16 protein-coding genes and 1 pseudogene are annotated in these 16375 nt (G+C 59.0%); 2 read left to right on the top strand and 15 right to left on the bottom strand.

What is annotated here, in order from left to right; translation table 11 throughout:
* Nucleotides 1-70 precede the first annotated feature (70 nt).
* From trbF to HK439_RS24815, 9 genes are all read right to left on the bottom strand, one after another.
* Nucleotides 71-721, bottom strand: coding sequence for a conjugal transfer protein TrbF (gene trbF / locus HK439_RS24855; RefSeq protein WP_190294193.1), 651 nt, complete (start codon nucleotides 719-721; stop codon nucleotides 71-73).
* 3 nt (nucleotides 722-724) lie between these two features.
* Complete coding sequence (gene trbL / locus HK439_RS24850; RefSeq protein WP_190294192.1) at nucleotides 725-2110, bottom strand: P-type conjugative transfer protein TrbL; 1386 nt, start codon at nucleotides 2108-2110, stop codon at nucleotides 725-727.
* Between the two features lie 21 nt (nucleotides 2111-2131).
* Nucleotides 2132-2845, bottom strand: coding sequence for a P-type conjugative transfer protein TrbJ (gene trbJ / locus HK439_RS24845; RefSeq protein WP_190294191.1), 714 nt, complete (start codon nucleotides 2843-2845; stop codon nucleotides 2132-2134).
* Nucleotides 2842-5397 (bottom strand): conjugal transfer protein TrbE, encoded by a 2556-nt coding sequence (gene trbE, locus HK439_RS24840; protein ID WP_190294190.1) that lies wholly within the window; start codon nucleotides 5395-5397, stop codon nucleotides 2842-2844. Before trbE ends, trbJ begins: the two co-directional genes overlap by 4 nt.
* The gene (locus HK439_RS24835) at nucleotides 5391-5660 is read right to left on the bottom strand and encodes a VirB3 family type IV secretion system protein (protein WP_190294189.1); all 270 of its coding nucleotides are present in this window, start codon (nucleotides 5658-5660) and stop codon (nucleotides 5391-5393) included. The genes trbE and HK439_RS24835 overlap by 7 nt, the downstream gene beginning before the upstream one ends.
* On the bottom strand, nucleotides 5661-5969 hold the full coding sequence (locus tag HK439_RS24830) for a TrbC/VirB2 family protein (protein WP_190294188.1): 309 nt from the start codon (nucleotides 5967-5969) through the stop codon (nucleotides 5661-5663). It lies immediately after the preceding gene.
* A gap of 11 nt (nucleotides 5970-5980) precedes the next feature.
* Entirely contained in the window at nucleotides 5981-6910 is a 930-nt protein-coding gene (gene trbB / locus HK439_RS24825; protein ID WP_235988105.1) for a P-type conjugative transfer ATPase TrbB, read from the bottom strand.
* 29 nt (nucleotides 6911-6939) lie between these two features.
* On the bottom strand, nucleotides 6940-7416 hold the full coding sequence (locus tag HK439_RS24820) for a CopG family transcriptional regulator (protein WP_235988104.1): 477 nt from the start codon (nucleotides 7414-7416) through the stop codon (nucleotides 6940-6942).
* Nucleotides 7417-7526: 110 nt separating this feature from the next.
* Nucleotides 7527-9551 (bottom strand): conjugal transfer protein TraG, encoded by a 2025-nt coding sequence (locus HK439_RS24815; protein ID WP_190294186.1) that lies wholly within the window; start codon nucleotides 9549-9551, stop codon nucleotides 7527-7529.
* 261 nt (nucleotides 9552-9812) lie between these two features.
* Between HK439_RS24815 and HK439_RS27020 the strand changes: the two are divergent.
* Nucleotides 9813-10464 (top strand): annotated as a pseudogene (locus HK439_RS27020) (IS3 family transposase); the annotation flags it as partial.
* Nucleotides 10465-10645: 181 nt separating this feature from the next.
* Here the strand turns inward: HK439_RS27020 and HK439_RS24810 are convergent.
* The 3 genes from HK439_RS24810 to rlxS all read right to left on the bottom strand — a co-directional run bounded on the left by HK439_RS24810 (nucleotide 10646) and on the right by rlxS (nucleotide 14597).
* Entirely contained in the window at nucleotides 10646-11530 is an 885-nt protein-coding gene (locus tag HK439_RS24810; protein ID WP_190294185.1) for a nucleotidyl transferase AbiEii/AbiGii toxin family protein, read from the bottom strand.
* Nucleotides 11527-12354, bottom strand: coding sequence for a type IV toxin-antitoxin system AbiEi family antitoxin domain-containing protein (locus HK439_RS24805; RefSeq protein ID WP_190294184.1), 828 nt, complete (start codon nucleotides 12352-12354; stop codon nucleotides 11527-11529). The genes HK439_RS24810 and HK439_RS24805 overlap by 4 nt, the downstream gene beginning before the upstream one ends.
* Before the next feature lie 269 nt (nucleotides 12355-12623).
* On the bottom strand, nucleotides 12624-14597 hold the full coding sequence (gene rlxS / locus HK439_RS24800) for a relaxase/mobilization nuclease RlxS (protein ID WP_190294183.1): 1974 nt from the start codon (nucleotides 14595-14597) through the stop codon (nucleotides 12624-12626).
* Between rlxS and HK439_RS24795 the strand changes: the two genes are divergently transcribed.
* The gene (locus tag HK439_RS24795) at nucleotides 14596-14892 is read left to right on the top strand and encodes a hypothetical protein (protein WP_190294182.1); all 297 of its coding nucleotides are present in this window, start codon (nucleotides 14596-14598) and stop codon (nucleotides 14890-14892) included. The genes rlxS and HK439_RS24795 overlap by 2 nt on opposite strands.
* Nucleotides 14893-14914: 22 nt before the next feature.
* Here HK439_RS24795 and HK439_RS24790 read toward each other — a convergent pair whose 3' ends face one another.
* Genes HK439_RS24790 through HK439_RS24780 form a run of 3 tightly spaced genes read right to left on the bottom strand, consistent with a single transcriptional unit; the run spans nucleotide 14915 to nucleotide 16256 of the window.
* Nucleotides 14915-15529: a lytic transglycosylase domain-containing protein gene (locus HK439_RS24790; protein WP_190294181.1), complete on the bottom strand. Its 615-nt coding sequence runs from the start codon at nucleotides 15527-15529 to the stop codon at nucleotides 14915-14917.
* Nucleotides 15517-16020 (bottom strand): S26 family signal peptidase, encoded by a 504-nt coding sequence (locus HK439_RS24785; RefSeq protein WP_190294180.1) that lies wholly within the window; start codon nucleotides 16018-16020, stop codon nucleotides 15517-15519. The genes HK439_RS24790 and HK439_RS24785 overlap by 13 nt, the downstream gene beginning before the upstream one ends.
* Nucleotides 16017-16256, bottom strand: coding sequence for a helix-turn-helix transcriptional regulator (locus HK439_RS24780; RefSeq protein ID WP_190294179.1), 240 nt, complete (start codon nucleotides 16254-16256; stop codon nucleotides 16017-16019). Before HK439_RS24780 ends, HK439_RS24785 begins: the two co-directional genes overlap by 4 nt.
* Between the last annotated feature and the right edge of the window lie 119 nt (nucleotides 16257-16375).

Genomic DNA, 16375 nt, shown 5'->3' with positions numbered 1-16375 from the left:
CAGGCTGCACACGTTCTTGCCAAGATCAATTCCAAGTACAAAAATCGACATCGGTCCGTTCCTCTCTACCTCAAATACAGAGCAATCCTATCGGATCGCTCCGGAGAGGGGCGGGCCATCCCATAATCACAATCGTTAAAATGGCTGTCCAACGTTCGGTCCTGGCAAGGCTGCCACGCTCGAAAACCTGTTCTGTCCATTTGACCTGGAAGGACGTGTCGGAAGCCCGCACCACGCTGGTGACCTGCACCGAGACGGTGTGCGACCCGATTCGAGCGAATGGGTCATTCCGTTTGGCATATTCATTCAAGAACAGCGCAGCACGGTCGGTTGCAAAGTCGTAGGCAGAAAGCCAGTTCCGGCGCACCAGCACCGGATCCGTGGAAAGGCTGCGCACATGGGTAATGAAGCGAGCCAGATGCCACGCGATCTGGGCATCAGCGGGCTGATAATTCTGAATGGCGGGCGCCACGGCACGGGCCTCGCCGAACTTATCCACCTCGACCACATAGGGTGTTATGCGGCTTTGCATCGATTGCCAGACAAGGGCCCCGGCGGTTAATGCGGAAAGAGCAAAGCAGCCAAAGGCCATAAGACGCCAATTGCGTGCCTGCACGCGGGCGGAGCCAATGCGCTCGTCCCATAGCTGCCCGGCTTTTTGATAAGGGGTAACAGGCTCCGGTGTCTGCCCGTAGCGCTGGATCGTTCTCCGGAATAACATGGTTCAATCGTCCTTTTGGTCGATGGAGGGATTGGCACCCTGGCTTGGCCGGTCGCCGTCCTTGATGGCTTGTGCCACCGCGTGGCGACTGGCACGGGAGGTCTGGTCGGACCGGAGCCGTTTCGCCCAATTGGGCGCAGAATTGCCCGGAGCGGAACCGGTAAGAGTGCTGGCAGATGTTGCATCCGCGGTTCGATCTTCGCGGGTTTGCATCGTGGCGCTCAGCGTGCCGCCGCTCGCGGTCCATGCAGCCCGGGTTCCTTTTGCAAAGCTCTCTGAAAAGGAAAAACCCTTGCGGTCTGTGGCCGAACGCGCGCCTTGCATGACAGCGCCACCTGCGGCACGGGCCATCCCGCCCATGCCTGCTGCAACTCCCGACAAGCCGGACGCACCGGAGACGGCCTGACCCAGCTGAAAAGAGCCGGACGCAGCCGAGCCCATAGACGCACCGGCACGGATAGCGGCAAGACTGCCGCCTGTGGCCAGGCGCGTAGCTGCAACCGCTGTACCGCCGGCCAGCACTATGGCGCCTGCAGCAGCCCCTGCCGTACCAAGCGCTGAACCGGCGCCTAACTGCGGCGCACCAGAGACAAGGCCCGCGGCGATACCCGGACCGAAGATGCCGAGACCCAAAAGAGACAGTGCCCCCAGCACCTGTGACATGGCGGCGGCGAGGTCCGGCTCCTGCCCCTGGAGACCGGCTGTGAACGTGGAAAAGAGCGTGCTGCCAATACCCGCGATGACGGCCAGAACCATCACCTTGATACCTGCGGAAATCACGTTGCCGAGCACGCGTTCGGCCAGAAACGCGGATTTGTTCCACAGTGCGAAGGGTACGAGCACGAAGCCCGCCAGCGTCGTTAGCTTGAACTCCAGCACGGTGATGAACAGTTGGATCGCCAGAATGAAAAAGGCGATGAGGACCAAGAACCACGCCACGAGAAGCACGAAGACGGTGAGTGCGTTGCCGAAAATTTCGGGGAAGCCGACCAGATCACTGACCTGTTCAAGCAGCGGATAGGCTGCCTGATAGCCGGTGGCAGCGATCTTGCCGGGGAGGAGAAGATCGCCGGCTGTCATGCCTCCGGGCGCGGCCTGAAGACCCAGGCCGGCGAAGGAGCGATAGATGATATCGGCCAGCGTCTGGAAGTTATTGATGATGAAGGCGAAGGCGCCGACATAAAGCACCTTCTTGAGCAATCGGCCGACGATGTTATCCTCGCCGCCTCCCAGGGTGTTCAGCGCCCAGAACAAGCCAGCGAGCGTTATGTCGATGCCGATCAGGCTGGTAGACAGGAAGGCGACGTCGCCAGATAAAAGCCCGAAGCCAGTATCGATATACTGACTGTAGGTCTCCATGAACCGGTCGATAATACTTAGGTCGTTCATCCGTGAGCCACCCCGTGACAGTCAATTGCCGGAATAGGCGCTGCCGGAACCCAAGAAACGTCTGGTTGTCTCACGCGCTGCTTCCTCGGCTTGCGCCTTGCGCGCTGCGTCTTCGGACTGGGCGCGGTAGTGCGCGGCCATCAGCGTTTGGATCTGCATTTGTTGTTTGGTGCTGAGCGCGATGAGCTGGTTGGCAGCCTGGCTAGCCTGGAGTGTCCCCCTTGCGCCCTGGCTCTGATTGACGAGATCGGTGAGCAGTCCTTCATCGGAACGGACGTTTTCGATGATTTGCGATTGCACACGCATGGTCTGGCGGAAGGCGCTCATGGCGTTCTGCCAGCGTTCGCGCGCTGCCGTCACCATGTCGTTCACGCCGATGGAACCATCGTAGCTATCGGGGAATTGCTGTTGCCACTGGCCTTCGAGTTCATCGAGGCTGAAGCTCAACCCCTCGGCCTGCATCATCAGCCCGTCGATGCGGGTCAGTGCACCTTGCAAGGACCCAAGAGACGAAAAATCGAGCCGCTGAAGGTTTCGCGCCATATTCTGCAACATGGTTGCCTGGTTCTGGAGCGCGACAATCTGATTGTTGATCTGCTCCAGCGCACGTGCCGCCTGCAGAACGTTCTGGCCATAATTGGTGACATCGAAAACCGGAAATGCGGCTTGTCCTGCCTGAGGCATGGTCATGGCAAGACAGGCGGCGATCAGCACCGTAAGGAAAGATCGTTTCATGAGAGGTCTCCGTGTCGAGAAAATTGCGTGAGGAGATCGGCGGCCCAGTCGAGGCCGCGCGCCTTTAGGAAGCTGGCGGCAAAATCGCTGCCCGCTTGTTCACCGATGCCGTTTCCGGCCAGAAGATGATCGATGAGGGCTTGGGCGGCCGGATCGGACGCACCGCAAAACGCCAGTGCGATCGGACCAAGACCGAGTTCGAAAAGACGATTGCCGCGCCGCGACTGGAGATAGTACTGGCTCTTGGGCATGGCCTGCGCGATCAGCTCGATTTGCCGATCGTTGAGACCGAAGCGTTCGTAGGCTGAGCGCGCCTGGGGCTCGACTGCCCGGTCGTTGGGCAGAAATATCCGCTGTGGGCAGCTCTCGATGATCGCGGGAGCAATGGAGCTGTCGGCCACATCCGCGAGCGATTGCGTGGCGAAAACGACCCCGACATTCCGCTTCCTCAAAACCTTCAACCATTCGCGGATACGCGCGGAGAAGAGTGGATTGTCGAGGAACACCCACGCCTCATCGAGGATCAGCAGTGTCGGTCGGCTCACCGACCCCGTCGCCGACAGACTGCCAAATCGTTCTTCGAGCCGATGAAACAGATAGGTTAGAACCGGCATGACAACGCCGGGCTGATGCATCAGGTCTTCGGTTTCGAAGCACTGCACGTCCGACAATGCCAGTCGATCCTGCGCCGCATCGAGCAATCGACCGAAGGGGCCGTCCAGCGTATAGGGTTGAAGTGCCGCTTTCACCGGGTTCGATTGCAGCAGCACTGAGAGCCCAGTTAGTGTTCGTTCTTCGACGGGCGCAGTCGCGAGATTGGATAGCGCCGACCAGACGGCCTCCTTCACCTGAGGCGTGACGGTGACCTTTTCATGCGCCAGCAGTGCGCCAATCCATTCTGCCGCCCAGCTCTGCGTTGCCGGATCATCAATGTTCCGCAGCGGCTGGAAGGCGAGCGACCCATCGCTTGCCAACACATGGTGCTCACCCTTCATGGCAAGGGTCGCGGCGCGGGCTGATTTGCCCTTGTCGAAGATATAGACTTGTGATCCCGCATACCGGCGGAATTGCATGGCGATTAGCGACAAGAGGACCGATTTGCCGGCACCGGTCGGGCCGACAATCAGCATATGGCCGACATCCCCGACATGGGTGGAAAACCGGAACGGTGTTGCACCGGAGGTCTGCGCGTAAAACAGCGGCGGCGCCCCCAGGTGGGTATTGCGGATCGGGCCTGCCCAAACCGCAGAAAGAGGCATGAGATGGGCAAGATTCAGCGTGTGAACAAGCGGCTGGCGAACATTGGCGTAAATCTGGCCGGGCAGCGAGCCGAGCCAGGCCTCGACGGCATTGACGTTCTCACAAATGCAGGTGAATCCGAGACCGTTGATGATCCGCTCGACGGCTCGGGCTTTGTCTTCGGCGACTTGGGGTTCGACATCGAACACCGTGACCGTGGTCGTGAGATAGCCGAAACCGACATGATCGCCTCCGAGCGCCTGCAACGCAGCATCGGCATCGAGTGCCTTGTTGTCGGCGTCACTGTCGACCAAGGGTGTCGCCTCGTTTGTCAGGACCTCACGCAGAATGGCGGTCATCGACTTGCGCTTGGCGAACCACTGCCGGCGCAGGCGCGTGAGGACTTTGGTTGCCGCCGTCTTGTCGAGCGGAATAAACCTGGTCACCCAGCGATAGGCGAAATCTTGATGGTTGAGCGCATCGAGAAGGCCGGGCCGTGTGGCGTTTGGAAACCCGAGGATGGTCAATGTGCGCATATGCTGTTCACCCAGCATCGGCTCCAGGCCACCGGTCAGTGGCATATCCACCAGAAGGCCGTCGAGATAGATCGGCGTCCCGGGCACGGCGACAGGGTGACGCTTCGTTGAGATCGTTCCATGCAGGAAAGTCAGGGTTTCGGCATCATCGAGCGCCCGAATTTCCGGCAGGACACCGCTGAGGAGATCGAGCACCCGCGCGCTTTCCTGCCCGAACCGTGCCAATTCCTGCCGCCAGGTTCGTTTTGTTGACCCGATGTCTTCACCCTGGCCAATCGTTGCGGCGATCGGAGCACCGGATAAGTGACCGGACTTCGGTCTCGCCCCCTGAGCTGTCTCCCGGCCACGATCCAGAAGGAAATTTTCGGTATGCGCCTGCGCGTCCGGTGGCGGCATATAAACCAGCGTGAGATGATAGCGGGTCTCGAAGTGCCGACCTTGCCTACCCTCTTCGAAAGCGGCACGCCGTTCCTCGTCGACAAGCCAAGACGCAGCGTCTGGAAAGTCCGATGACGGATAGTCTTGGGCCTCAAGCCGTTCAGCGTCGAAAAACAACGCCCAACCGGAACCGAGGCGTTTCAACGCGTTGTTGGCACGCGCACATAGGCCGACAAGTTCGGCTTTTGTCGCGCTTTCCAGGTCAGGTCCGCGATAGCGGAAGGTCCGCTGAAAGCTTCCATCCTTGTTGAGCACAATGCCGGGCGCAATCAGTGCCGCCCAGAGAAGCAGATCGGCGAGTCGGTCCGCCTTATTGCGATATTCGCCAATCTTCAGCATCGCCACCACCCCCGTTGACGGAGATGCCGGCCGAGCACGGTCATGAAATCGGGATCTCGTCGCGCGGTGAAAACCGCGAGTGTTTGTCCGGCGACAAACAGGAGCACTCCGGCGATCCATTGTTGGAGGCCAAGACCAATGGCTGCGGCCAGCGTAGCGTTGAAGATGGCCACAGCGCGCGGCGCGCCGCCCAACAGGATGGGCTCGGTCAAGGCACGATGAACGGGGATTTCAAAACCCTCAAGATCAGAAGCAGCCGCCATCTAGAGAAGCGCCCCGCCGCCGAAGGAAAAGAAGGAAAGGAAGAATGAACTGGCGGCGAAAGCAATGGAGAGGCCGAAGACGATCTGGATCAGTCGCCGGAAGCCGCCGGAGCTTTCACCAAAGGCCAGCGTCAATCCAGTGACGATGATAATGATTACCGCGACGATCTTAGCGACCGGCCCTTGAACCGATTCCAGAATACGCTGGAGCGGTTCTTCCCATGGCATGCCGGAGCCTGCGGCATAAGCTGGGATCGTAAACCTAAATATGAAGGCGGACGATAAAGCAAAGCGAAGATTTCGACGCATGAAAAGTCCTTTCAGAATTGCTGTAGCTGGTGAAGAGACAGGGTTTTGACGGTGTAATCGCCCTGGCTGTCGAGACCGGTCACCTCTGCGATGGTCTCGATCCGGCGCGACGATCCGCGCCCGTCGATAAAGACGACGAGATCGATCGCATCCGCGATCAGACGGCGCGGGACGACGGCAATGGTTTCCTGCACAAGTTGTTCGATGCGATAGAGTGCGGAGCGCGCGGAATTGGCATGGACGGTCGCGATGCCGCCGGGATGGCCGGTGTTCCATGCCTTGAGCATGTCAAGCGCTTCTGCGCCGCGCACCTCGCCAATGATAATGCGGTCGGGACGTAACCTCAGCGTGGAGCGCACAAGATCGCCCATGGTGACTGCGCCTGAGCGCGTGCGCAAAGCAACACAATCCCGGGCTGCGCATTGAAGTTCGCGCGTATCTTCGATGAGAATGACCCGTTCATCGCAGTCAGCAATTTCGGCCAAAAGCGCATTGGTCAGCGTCGTCTTTCCTGAAGACGTGCCGCCTGCGACCAGGATGTTTTTCCGCTCCCGAACCGCTTTCCTTAGAGCTGCGGCTTGGATCGGAACCATGATCCGGTCGCAAACATAGTCGGCGATCGTCAGTATCCTTGATGCCGGCTTGCGGATGGCAAAACAGGGCGATGTCGCGACCGGAGGCAACACCCCTTCAAAGCGCTCGCCAGACGGCAATTCGGCACTGATGATGGGATTGTCGCCATGGGCTTCAGCGCGAACATGGGAGGCAACCAGGCGAATGATGCGTTCGCTTTCAGAGGGGTGAATTCGCACGCCTGCGGAACTGCGCCCCTCGCCGAGCCGATCGATCCAGAGCTTGCCATCGGGATTAACCATCACTTCGATGACGGTGGTGTCGGAGAGCGCTTTACCGATCACCGGCCCCATGGCCGTTTTCAGCATGGCGTGGCGGCGGGTTTCGGATGTGTCGTTCATTCTCCGCTCTCCCCCTGGTTCCAGGCGTTCGTCTCGTCTAAGCCTTCATTGGGCGAGGCGGCAGGTTGGTTGTCGGACCGTTCTTCGAAGTTCTTTGTGGCGACCGAGCGTTTGCCACCGGCGATCTGGCGGCCGACCTGGTCAATGAAGTTTTGAAAACGGTCGCGCGCTATGGCCTGAGCCGCCTGATCCGGCACCGGGGTATGTGCGTTGAAGGTGAGATAAAGCTTGACGAAAAAAGCAAGGCTCTCCGTCAACACGTCGAGATCGCGGCGGACGAGGCCAAGATCGCGCGTTACCCGGTTGAGGCGGATTTTCAGCGCCTCATCAATCTCATGTGCGCCGCGAAGCCGGATAAAATGTCGAAGGGCGTCGGATACGATGGCGGATTTGGTCGCGCCGGGCTTCGCCGCCAGTGCCTCCAGTTCGGCACTGGTCTCTTCATCAATGTAGATATTGTGGCGCGGTTTCATGTACCCCTGCCCTGACATACGCAAAATCGGTCAAGGCGAGGATCTCTTAAGTCCCTGAAATCTCTTATATCCTTTATCTACGCCGACGCGCGATCGCTTGCCTGTACCGCTTAAAGCCCATCGAGAAGATCTTTGTCCCGTCCCATGGCTTCATTAACGCCGTAAACACGAGAAGGCGTGGAGGCGCGTTCCATCATTTTCGTTTCGGCGCCGATATCGGGCTCATCATCAAGAAGGTTCGGTAATACCGACGGTTCGGGCTTTAACGGTCCGGTCGTTTGTTCGTTTACCCCTGGATGGCGCTGTTGCTGCATGCCGCCTTCATCAACAGGAGGCACATTTTCCTCATCAGCGCAGGCAAGCCGCGTATCGGGTCCGCGCACATGCTTGTCCCAATCGGCGTGTCGTGCAGCGGGCTTGTCTGCATAGTCGCCATCGGACATTTCCGGCGCAGGAATAATCCTCTTGATAAAATTCTCGTCTTCGAAATAGCGAAGCTTCTTTGCGCGGATAGGCGCAAGGCCGGAGACAAGAACCAGTTCATCGTCGCGCGGGAGTTGCATCACCTCGCCAGGTGTCAGCAGAGGCCTGGGAGTCTCCTGGCGGCTGACCATGACATGGCTCAGCCAGGGCGCCAGCCGGTGGCCGGCGTAATTGCGCATTGACCGGAGTTCCGTGGCAGTCCCCAGCGAGTCGGAGATACGTTTGGCGGTGCGTTCGTCATTGCTGCTGAAGGCGATGCGAACATGGCAATTGTCGAGAATGGAATTGTTCTCGCCATAGGCCTTGGAAATCTGGTTGAGGCTCTGCGCTATAAGATAGGCGCGGATACCGTAGCCTGCCATGAAGGCGAGCGCGGTTTCGAAGAAGTCCAACCGGCCGAGTGCCGGGAATTCGTCCAGCATCATCAAGAGCGGATGCTTGCGTGTTTTCCCCGGATCCCCCTCCAGCCGTTCGGTCAGGCGGCGGCCAATCTGATTGAGGACCATTCGCACCAGCGGCTTGGTGCGTGAAATATCCGAAGGTGGGACGACCAGATAAAGCGAGACAGGATATTTGGCGTCCATCAGATCGGCGATACGCCAGTCGCAGTCGGATGTCGTCGCCGCAATCGTGGGGTCACGATAAAGGCCGAGAAAGGACATGGCGGTTGACAGAACGCCAGAGCGCTCGTTCTCCGACTTGTTCAGCACTTCGCGCGCCGCGGATGCAACGACGGGATGAACCTCCGGATTGTCCGCCGTGCCCAGATGATTTGTCTCCATCATCCGTTTAAGCGTCGACGCGAATGATCGTTTCGGATCGGACAGGAAAGTCGCCACGCGCGCCAATGTCTTTTCTTCCTCCGCATGAAGAACATGCAGGATAGCGCCGACCAGAAGCGCATGGCTGGTCTTTTCCCAATGGTTCCGCCGTTCGAGCGCACCTTCGGGGTCAACCAGGATATCGGCTATATTCTGGACATCGCGCACCTCGTTGGGTCCCTTGCGGACTTCAAGAAGAGGATTGTAGCGGGCAGACCTTGTATCGGTCGGATTGAACAAAAGGCAATGCGAAAACTTCGAACGCCAGCCCGCCGTGAGCTGCCAGTTCTCGCCCTTGATATCGTGAATGACGGCCGATCCCGTCCAGGAAAGCAAGGTTGGCACGACCAGTCCAACACCCTTGCCGGATCGCGTCGGCGCGAAGGCCATGACATGCTCGGGCCCGTCATGGCGCAGATATTCTTCCTGGAACCGACCGAGGAACACGCCTGCTGGCCGAAACAGCCCAGCCTTCCTTAAATCCGTCTTCATGGCCCAGCGCGCCGAGCCATAGGTCGTCACCAATCGGCTTTGCCGTGCCCGCCACAGCGAACCGGCGATCGCTGCAGCACAGCCCATGAAGCCAGAAGCTCCTGCCAGCATTCCAGCCTTATCGAACACTTCCGGCGCATAGGCCTCATAGGAATACCACCATTGGAACAGCTTCCAAGGCTCGTAGACAGGCAATCCGAAGAAGGAGAACCAAGGAGTTCCGAGTTGAGCCTGGTACCCCAGCATTCCAGCGGCCCATTGGGTCGCCGCCCAGACGCCAAGACAGACAATGATGAATACGACGAGGATCTGGCCGATCAACAACTTGGTGGGGGTCACAACGATAGCTCCGTTCAATGAGGCAAACGGAACGATTGTCTCCGTGATCGGAGGATCTTCTTATGACCTTTTCGTACCATGAGGCACGACGACCACGCTTAAGCCAACTTCGGCGAAACTCAGCAGAATATCACGTCGCAAGGCTCTGAACGCACCGAGTTAGCCGGATGCTCCATCAACTCCTGAGTAGGATGGAGCACCATGAGCAAAACGCCGAACAAGTTTCCCCTGAAGTACGCAAACGAGCGGTACGCCTAATGCTGCCCGGCTCATACGCTGAGCGAATGGGTCAAGAGGTCCGAGGTTAATAGTGGAGTCCGGGCTGGTATCCCGACGGAGATGGCCGAGAAGATGAAGGCCCTGGAGCGCGAGAACCGTGAACTTCGTCAGGCCGGCGAGGTCCTGCGCAAGGGGCGTCTGCTTATTTTACCCAGGCAGAGCAAGCCAGAAAGTTCGGGCGCCCACTAAAGCGATCATTTCCGTCATCGATGAGCTCGCCCAGTGCTCGGGCCAGTTGATGAAGGCCTGGCCGATTTGCAGAGTTCCGCCGATTGCCCCGTCGGCATATTTCGAGCATGTCGCCAAGTGATTGGACATAGATCGCCTGGCGGCTCGCACTCGCCGAGATATCGCTCTGAAGATCGAGATCCGCTATGTGTTCGAAGAGAACTTCCGGGTCTATGGTGCGCGCTAGGTTTGGCGGCAATTGCAGCGGAAGGGCTTCGATGTTGCCTGTTGCGCCGTGGCCCAACTCATGAGGGCTATGGGGCTTCAAGGGATCATCCGTGGCAGTTCGGTCAAAACGACTGTCCTGAACAAGTCAGCGCTCAGTCCACTTAACCGCGTGAATTGCCAGTTCAAGGCACCAGCGCCGAACAGGCTCTGGGTTTCGGACTCCACTCACAATGCAACTGCCCATGCTGCTGGGAAACGTCCAATTCACCACTTGGTGATGGCGTACAAATTCCTTAAACACCGCGCCTTGACGTCCAGGGTCCGATTATAGAAGGGATAGCTGCCTGGATGGGAGAAGGCCCGCAGCCGCTTCACCGAAGCCCGTCCCAAAGGTGGTGCCCTACCCTCTCCGCACGAAGCTAGGGGATGTTTTGAGTTGACGGACCGCTTAGCCCAAACCGATCCGTCATCTCGTCGGTGCGAACCCAGGCATCGCCAGCGATTTTCGTAACCAACCCATCGAACACCCGCTCGAAAGCCACTTTGGTTGCTTCGTCCGACAGAAGCTCCGCCTGCGTCAGCGACAGCAATGGGCGCATATCGGTCAACAGCCGCGGATTTGCCAGCTTGGCAAACATTCGCTCCTCGGCCTGGGCTCGGGATATCGATTGGCCAGCAAACTGAAGATAGCGGCCGAACAGTTCGGTCACCCGATCAACATCGAGCCCGTCGAATACATCCAGGGCATGGGAAAGATCATAGAGATCGCGTCCCTTGTCGCGCTGCAGAAGAGCGCGCAGCTTAGTCGCCAACATCTCCTCCCGTGAGAAGGTCGGAATCGATGCTTCGCCGGCAAACCAGGGATTGGCCACCCGAAGTGGGAGAACTTCCGGCGGATCGTAGGCTGCGATTTCGCGCGTATTTATTTCGATTTTGAGACGAATGGGAACGCCGCTTCCGTCTTCCGCGTCCGCGCGGAAACGAAATTTGGGCGCGACCGGGCTTTGATCGAATTGCGCCCGGCCGAGCCATGGCTCAAGAACGTCCCGCAATCGATCCAGAATCGGACCGATTGGACCGGCAGTGGTTCGGACGAGGTCTATGTCTTCCGAATAGCGCAGTGGTTCCGGAAAGTGGAGCTTGTTCAGCGCCGTGCCGCCACGAAAACGCAATTCCGTGGACAGGAGCTCGTCATTGAAGATGTCGATGAGCGCGCGGCATATCATGAGGTCCTGTTCGACCTGACGCTGATCCGCCCACGGAACGAAATTGCCCCAGGCGACGATATTCTGCGCGGGAATCATTCGTCGACCTCCGGAGTACGGCGCACGACCACACGCCAACGATCGTCGTGTTCCTGCGGTGCGGGCGTAAAGTCCGGATCGCGCGTTTCGCGCCGGTCGAGTTCTGTCCACGGCGCAGCGCCGCGGGCCGTCAGCGCCTCGTGCATCGGCTCGATGCGATCCGCATGCCCCAGCCTCTCCAGCAAATGCCCGAGTCGCTGTACGACAGGCCGCTCGGCGGCATCTGACAGCGCCGCAAGTTGGGAAGGATCGATCTTTTCGCCAAGGTCAGTGAGGACTGTCGCGACATTGTCGATGCCGCCCGCCGCCTGTGGGTAGCGCAGGAGATCGAGCGCAGTGAGCGCGGGTGAGGATATTTTCATTCTGCCGGTATCCGTTTTTCGGTCTTCAATGCCGGCCTCCACGGTTGGAATGTCTTTTCGGTAGTAGAAGACGATTAGATTGCGGCCGGCCCTGATCTTCGGCATGCGCTTCGGAGCGACGACCTGGAATTCCATAACGGCCTGGTGCGTGGCGCCGTGAAGCTCGGCCGCCTTCAGCAGTCCAACGTAATAGGACTGTTGTTCGTGACGCATCAGCTCGTCAATATACCATGAGGGCGGCGGCGCCCCCCAGCTGGCGAACTGCGGGGGAACCGCGACGTAGAAACCTTGTCGAGGCTTAATGAGGGCATTACGGCGTTGAAGGCGCTCCGCCGCATCGAGAAATGCGCCGCGTCCGACTCCAAGTGCCTGTTCGGCCTGTTCGCTCGTAAAGACCAACTGTCCTGCGGAGAGTAGGCCGGAAATATAAGTTGACAGTGCCGAGCGTTGATCGTGAACCATGTACAATTATCCGCTTCTAGCACGGATTTTTCAACACGATTCGCAAACACTCGACAATTCGTTTTTGTTTCTCCGTGCTACGCGCGGTTTTTCACACATGTTTGGTGACAAAACGACGCCACAATGGCCTATAGGCCTTTCCAACGCACTATGCCTTGTTAAATTGGGAATTGTTCGGGAGGGACAGATTCGTCTAGCCTGTGCGTCCAAGGCCGCATTCTCTGGCCGGGAACCGGACATGAGCTTCCCGGGAGAACGCCTGGACGTGGTCACGAAATCCCAAGCCCCTTCTGTCGACCTATGCTCCAGGAGACACCGCCATCGCGCATGATGCCTGTCACGGCTTTACCGATATGGTGGTCGAGAACGGGGCGCCACGGGACAAGGGTGAATGCGTGGGACTTTTCGATGACGGCATATTTGCCGCTGGCAAGCTCGACCGCGCGGCGAAACGTACCGTCCACCTTTTCGCCAAGTCGGGTTTCGGCATAGGCAAGACCGAGCTCTTCAGAGAGCTGTCCGGCGATACGGGTGAGTTCGCGCCGCCGTAAAATCTGCAGCATGTTGATGCGATAGATGGTCTTTCCCTGTTCGTCCTGAGCCAAGCCCTCCGCGATCAGCCATTGGCGGCGGCGTTCCTGGGCATCGCGCACATCACGGCCGAAGCCGGAGCCGCGTGTCGGTTCAGGCCGGCTGGAGACGAGTTCACGATCGAGCCAGGTCGGACCAATGGTGCCGATCTGCTGATCGAGCGACAGATGCGATAGTGTTTCCACGATGACCGGGACGGCTTTGGCGCGCCCGCGCTCATAGTCTCTCACATGGTTAAGGTGGTCGGGCGAAATGAGCCATGTTCCATCGGGCTCGCGTTCGATCTTGCCGGTGGTGCGGCGGATTGCCTCCAGCCGTCGAACATGAGTCTCGACATAATCTTCAGTGGCCTGCGGATCGTGTTTTAGATGATAGTCGATCGTGTAGCGCCCGTTGTTGGCCGCCGCCACGTCGACGACGGTCTGATCCACTCGGCGTGGTTCAATGCTCTTGAGCACGACACGGACGATGGAGCCATCGGCCAGAGGCTCCGTCGCATCGCCTCGACCGATATCAATGTAGTGGCATTCGCCATCCAAGGCGTCGACGATCAGGTAATGCCTGTCGTTGATCTCGTTCGAAAGGCCTCGCGCCACCACACGCCCGGTAACGGGATTTACATGCGGATCGGAGGGGTCAAAGATTGAATACGCCACCGGGCTACGGACGATTTCTCTTGCAGCCATTTCGCGGTGCAAGGTCTTGATGATGTCGCCGCGCTCGCCCATGCGGCGTAAGGTGTCTTCCAGTCCGTCTTCCAACCGCCACTGGCCAGGCTGGAATTCCTCAGCCAGGCCCAGCCGCTTCAGCTTCTGCAGCCGCCCCGCCCGCAGGCTCTGCTGAAAAGCATCGCGACCAGCCGCGGTAACGAAACCTGTTTCGTCCATCTCGCGGATCAGGCGGTGGTCGATGCTGGTCAGCCGATCCTGTTCGACTTCGTGGCGCAGCCGATTTTCGATCTCGCGGTCCGTGCGCGGTCCGAAATCCAGGCTGACGATCTCGGCGGCGCGTTCGCGCATGCCGGTGGTGATGTAATCACGCGCAATGATCAAGTCCTTGCCACGCTCGTCACGACCGCGCACCAGAATATGCGTATGGGGATGACCGGTGTTGTAGTGATCGACAGCCACCCAATCGAGGCGCGTGGCCAGATCTTGCTCCATGCGCGCCATCAGCCGGCGCGTAAGCGGCTTCAGGTCGTCATAATCCGCGCCGTCCTCGGCAGAGACGATGAAACGGAACTGATTTCGGTCTCCTTCTGAGCGCCCCAAGAATTCCTTTGCATCTACCCGGTCCTGATCGGCGCCGTAAAGTTCGCCGGGGGTGCCCTTACGGGTCACGCCGTCCCTCTGGATATACCTCAGGTGCGCCTTTGCTCCGTTCATCCCGGTCGCGCCCAGTTTGACAATGCGGGATTTGACGATGACGCGGCGTTGGCGGAAGGCGGCGTACCGATCGCGGCTGGCAAGTACGCGGCCCGTTCCGACACCGCGCCCGATGCGCGCACCGGAAAAGTGCTGATTACGAGCGCCACTGCCGCCTTTGGCCAGGTTTGAAGCGGCAAGAACCCGATGCAAGAACTTGCGTTGCCCCTTCGAGTCGCGAGCCCGGGGCTTACCGAACTTCGGGTTGAAATCGTCATCGTCGGACATGGCGCCCCTCATCGAATGGGGTGTCAGCGAAGGTCAGAAAATTCAAGGTATTGCCGATAGCATGGCACCAACGGCACGCATTGCAGTGCCAACGGGCGGTTCCAAAAAAGATGTGCAGACAAAGGCTTATCATTTGCGAGCCAGCGAATGGTGCCGGAGCTTCATCTTGCCATACGCTGCTTCCCTGAGCTTCAACCCGACCACCCACGCTCATCTGCGCTTACCGGTCTGGCAGGAAGAAAAGCCCGGCGGCGGCGATTCGATACCGCCGGGCGGAAATTGCGAGGATAAATAATTCGCAAAATCCTTATCCGGCCTCATTTGTCGCGCGCCTTTTGCATCAAAAGCGGTACGAAAATCGTGGCTCCAGCGTCATCTTTCGCATCACAATTTGGGAAAAACAGGTCTGAACCGGCATGCATCTGCGTGAGATTATGTGCTGCTGCAGAGGATGAACGCACCGATTTGTCAGCCCGTTCCAGCCGCTTTTCAATGCGAGCGACATAGGCACGGGTCTCGCCCGGCAGCCGCTTCCCGTTACTGCGATGCTCTTCATATCGCCCCGGCCCAGCATTGTAGGCAGCGAACAGGCCTGGATAGCCGAAGCGGTCATACATGGCTTTGAGATAAGCCGTTCCGGCGAGAATGTTCATCTGCGGCACGAAGGGATCGGTGCCAAGACCATATCGATCGCGCATCTCTGCCCAGGTGTCCGGCATGAGCTGCATCAGGCCCATTGCACCGGTGGCCGAGAGTGCGCGCGGGTCGCCATTGCTTTCAGCTTCGATGACGGCCTCGATCCATTTGGCAGGGAGATCGAAGCGCTGCGAGGCGGCGTCGATATGGAACTGGAAAGGCTCAAGCGAATCAGCTTCGACGGGGGCGACAATGGCCGTAGCGGCCATGAAAAGCAGAAGGTTTACTTTGTCCATACCGGCGCGAGCCTCCCGACAATCTGCTGACGTGGGACCGGCCCGAAATAGCGGCTATCGAAGGAACCCGGCGCGTTTGTCAAAAGGAAGATCTCGTCTTGAGCGAGTTCCCGGCAGCCGTCCCATTGCGGCAACGGACGCCCCTTTTTGTCTGCCTTGCGTTGTCGGGCAACGACCTTCCCATTGACGATGATTGCGCCGCCAAAGGCACAAACATCATCTCCGCCTACAGCGGCGATACGTTTGATCAGGGGTACGCGAAGGGGAAGGTAGCCACGCCTGGCCGCAAGCTCCGCCACGGGTTTAGGGGGCATCACGAGCGCCAAATACCCCCGTTCCGGAATACCGGGGATGACCCGGTAGAGCCCGACGGGCGCACTGGCGGAGGCGTTCCAGACGAGCCAGGGCTTTGGTTTGGCGAACGCGGAAAAGCCGATGAGCGTACCGCCGAAAAGGGTGGTGGCGAGAAGAAGAATAGCAGGCTTTTTCATCCCCGTTCGCCTTCATTGGAGGTCGAGGAATGCCGCCGTCCTTCCGACCAGGCATCGACATCTGCGATATGGTAGCGCACATAGCGGCCATGCTTGCGAAAGCGCGGGCCATGACCGGTCAACCGCATTTTTTCGAGAGTGCGGAAGGAGAGACCGAGATAATGCGCGGCCTGTCTGGTCGTCAGGAATGGGCTGCCCTTTTTGGCATCGCTTGCCCGTGTTTGGTCGTCTTGCATCCATAGCTCCTTTCGGTGTGAATAGGCTAAGGATGACGCGCAAGGGCGCTCTGCGGGACGCTCGAAAAACGGGGGGTATCAAAAACGCCCCCCCCTTTCGCGATAAGGCTCTTGGCGAA

Origin of the sequence: Roseibium aggregatum (genome assembly GCF_014692675.1) — a bacterium.
Taxonomy (GTDB): Bacteria; Pseudomonadota; Alphaproteobacteria; order Rhizobiales; family Stappiaceae; genus Roseibium; species Roseibium aggregatum_C.
The sequence above is the reverse complement of the archived record's forward strand: the minus strand, read 5'-3'. Positions and strand labels throughout refer to the sequence as shown.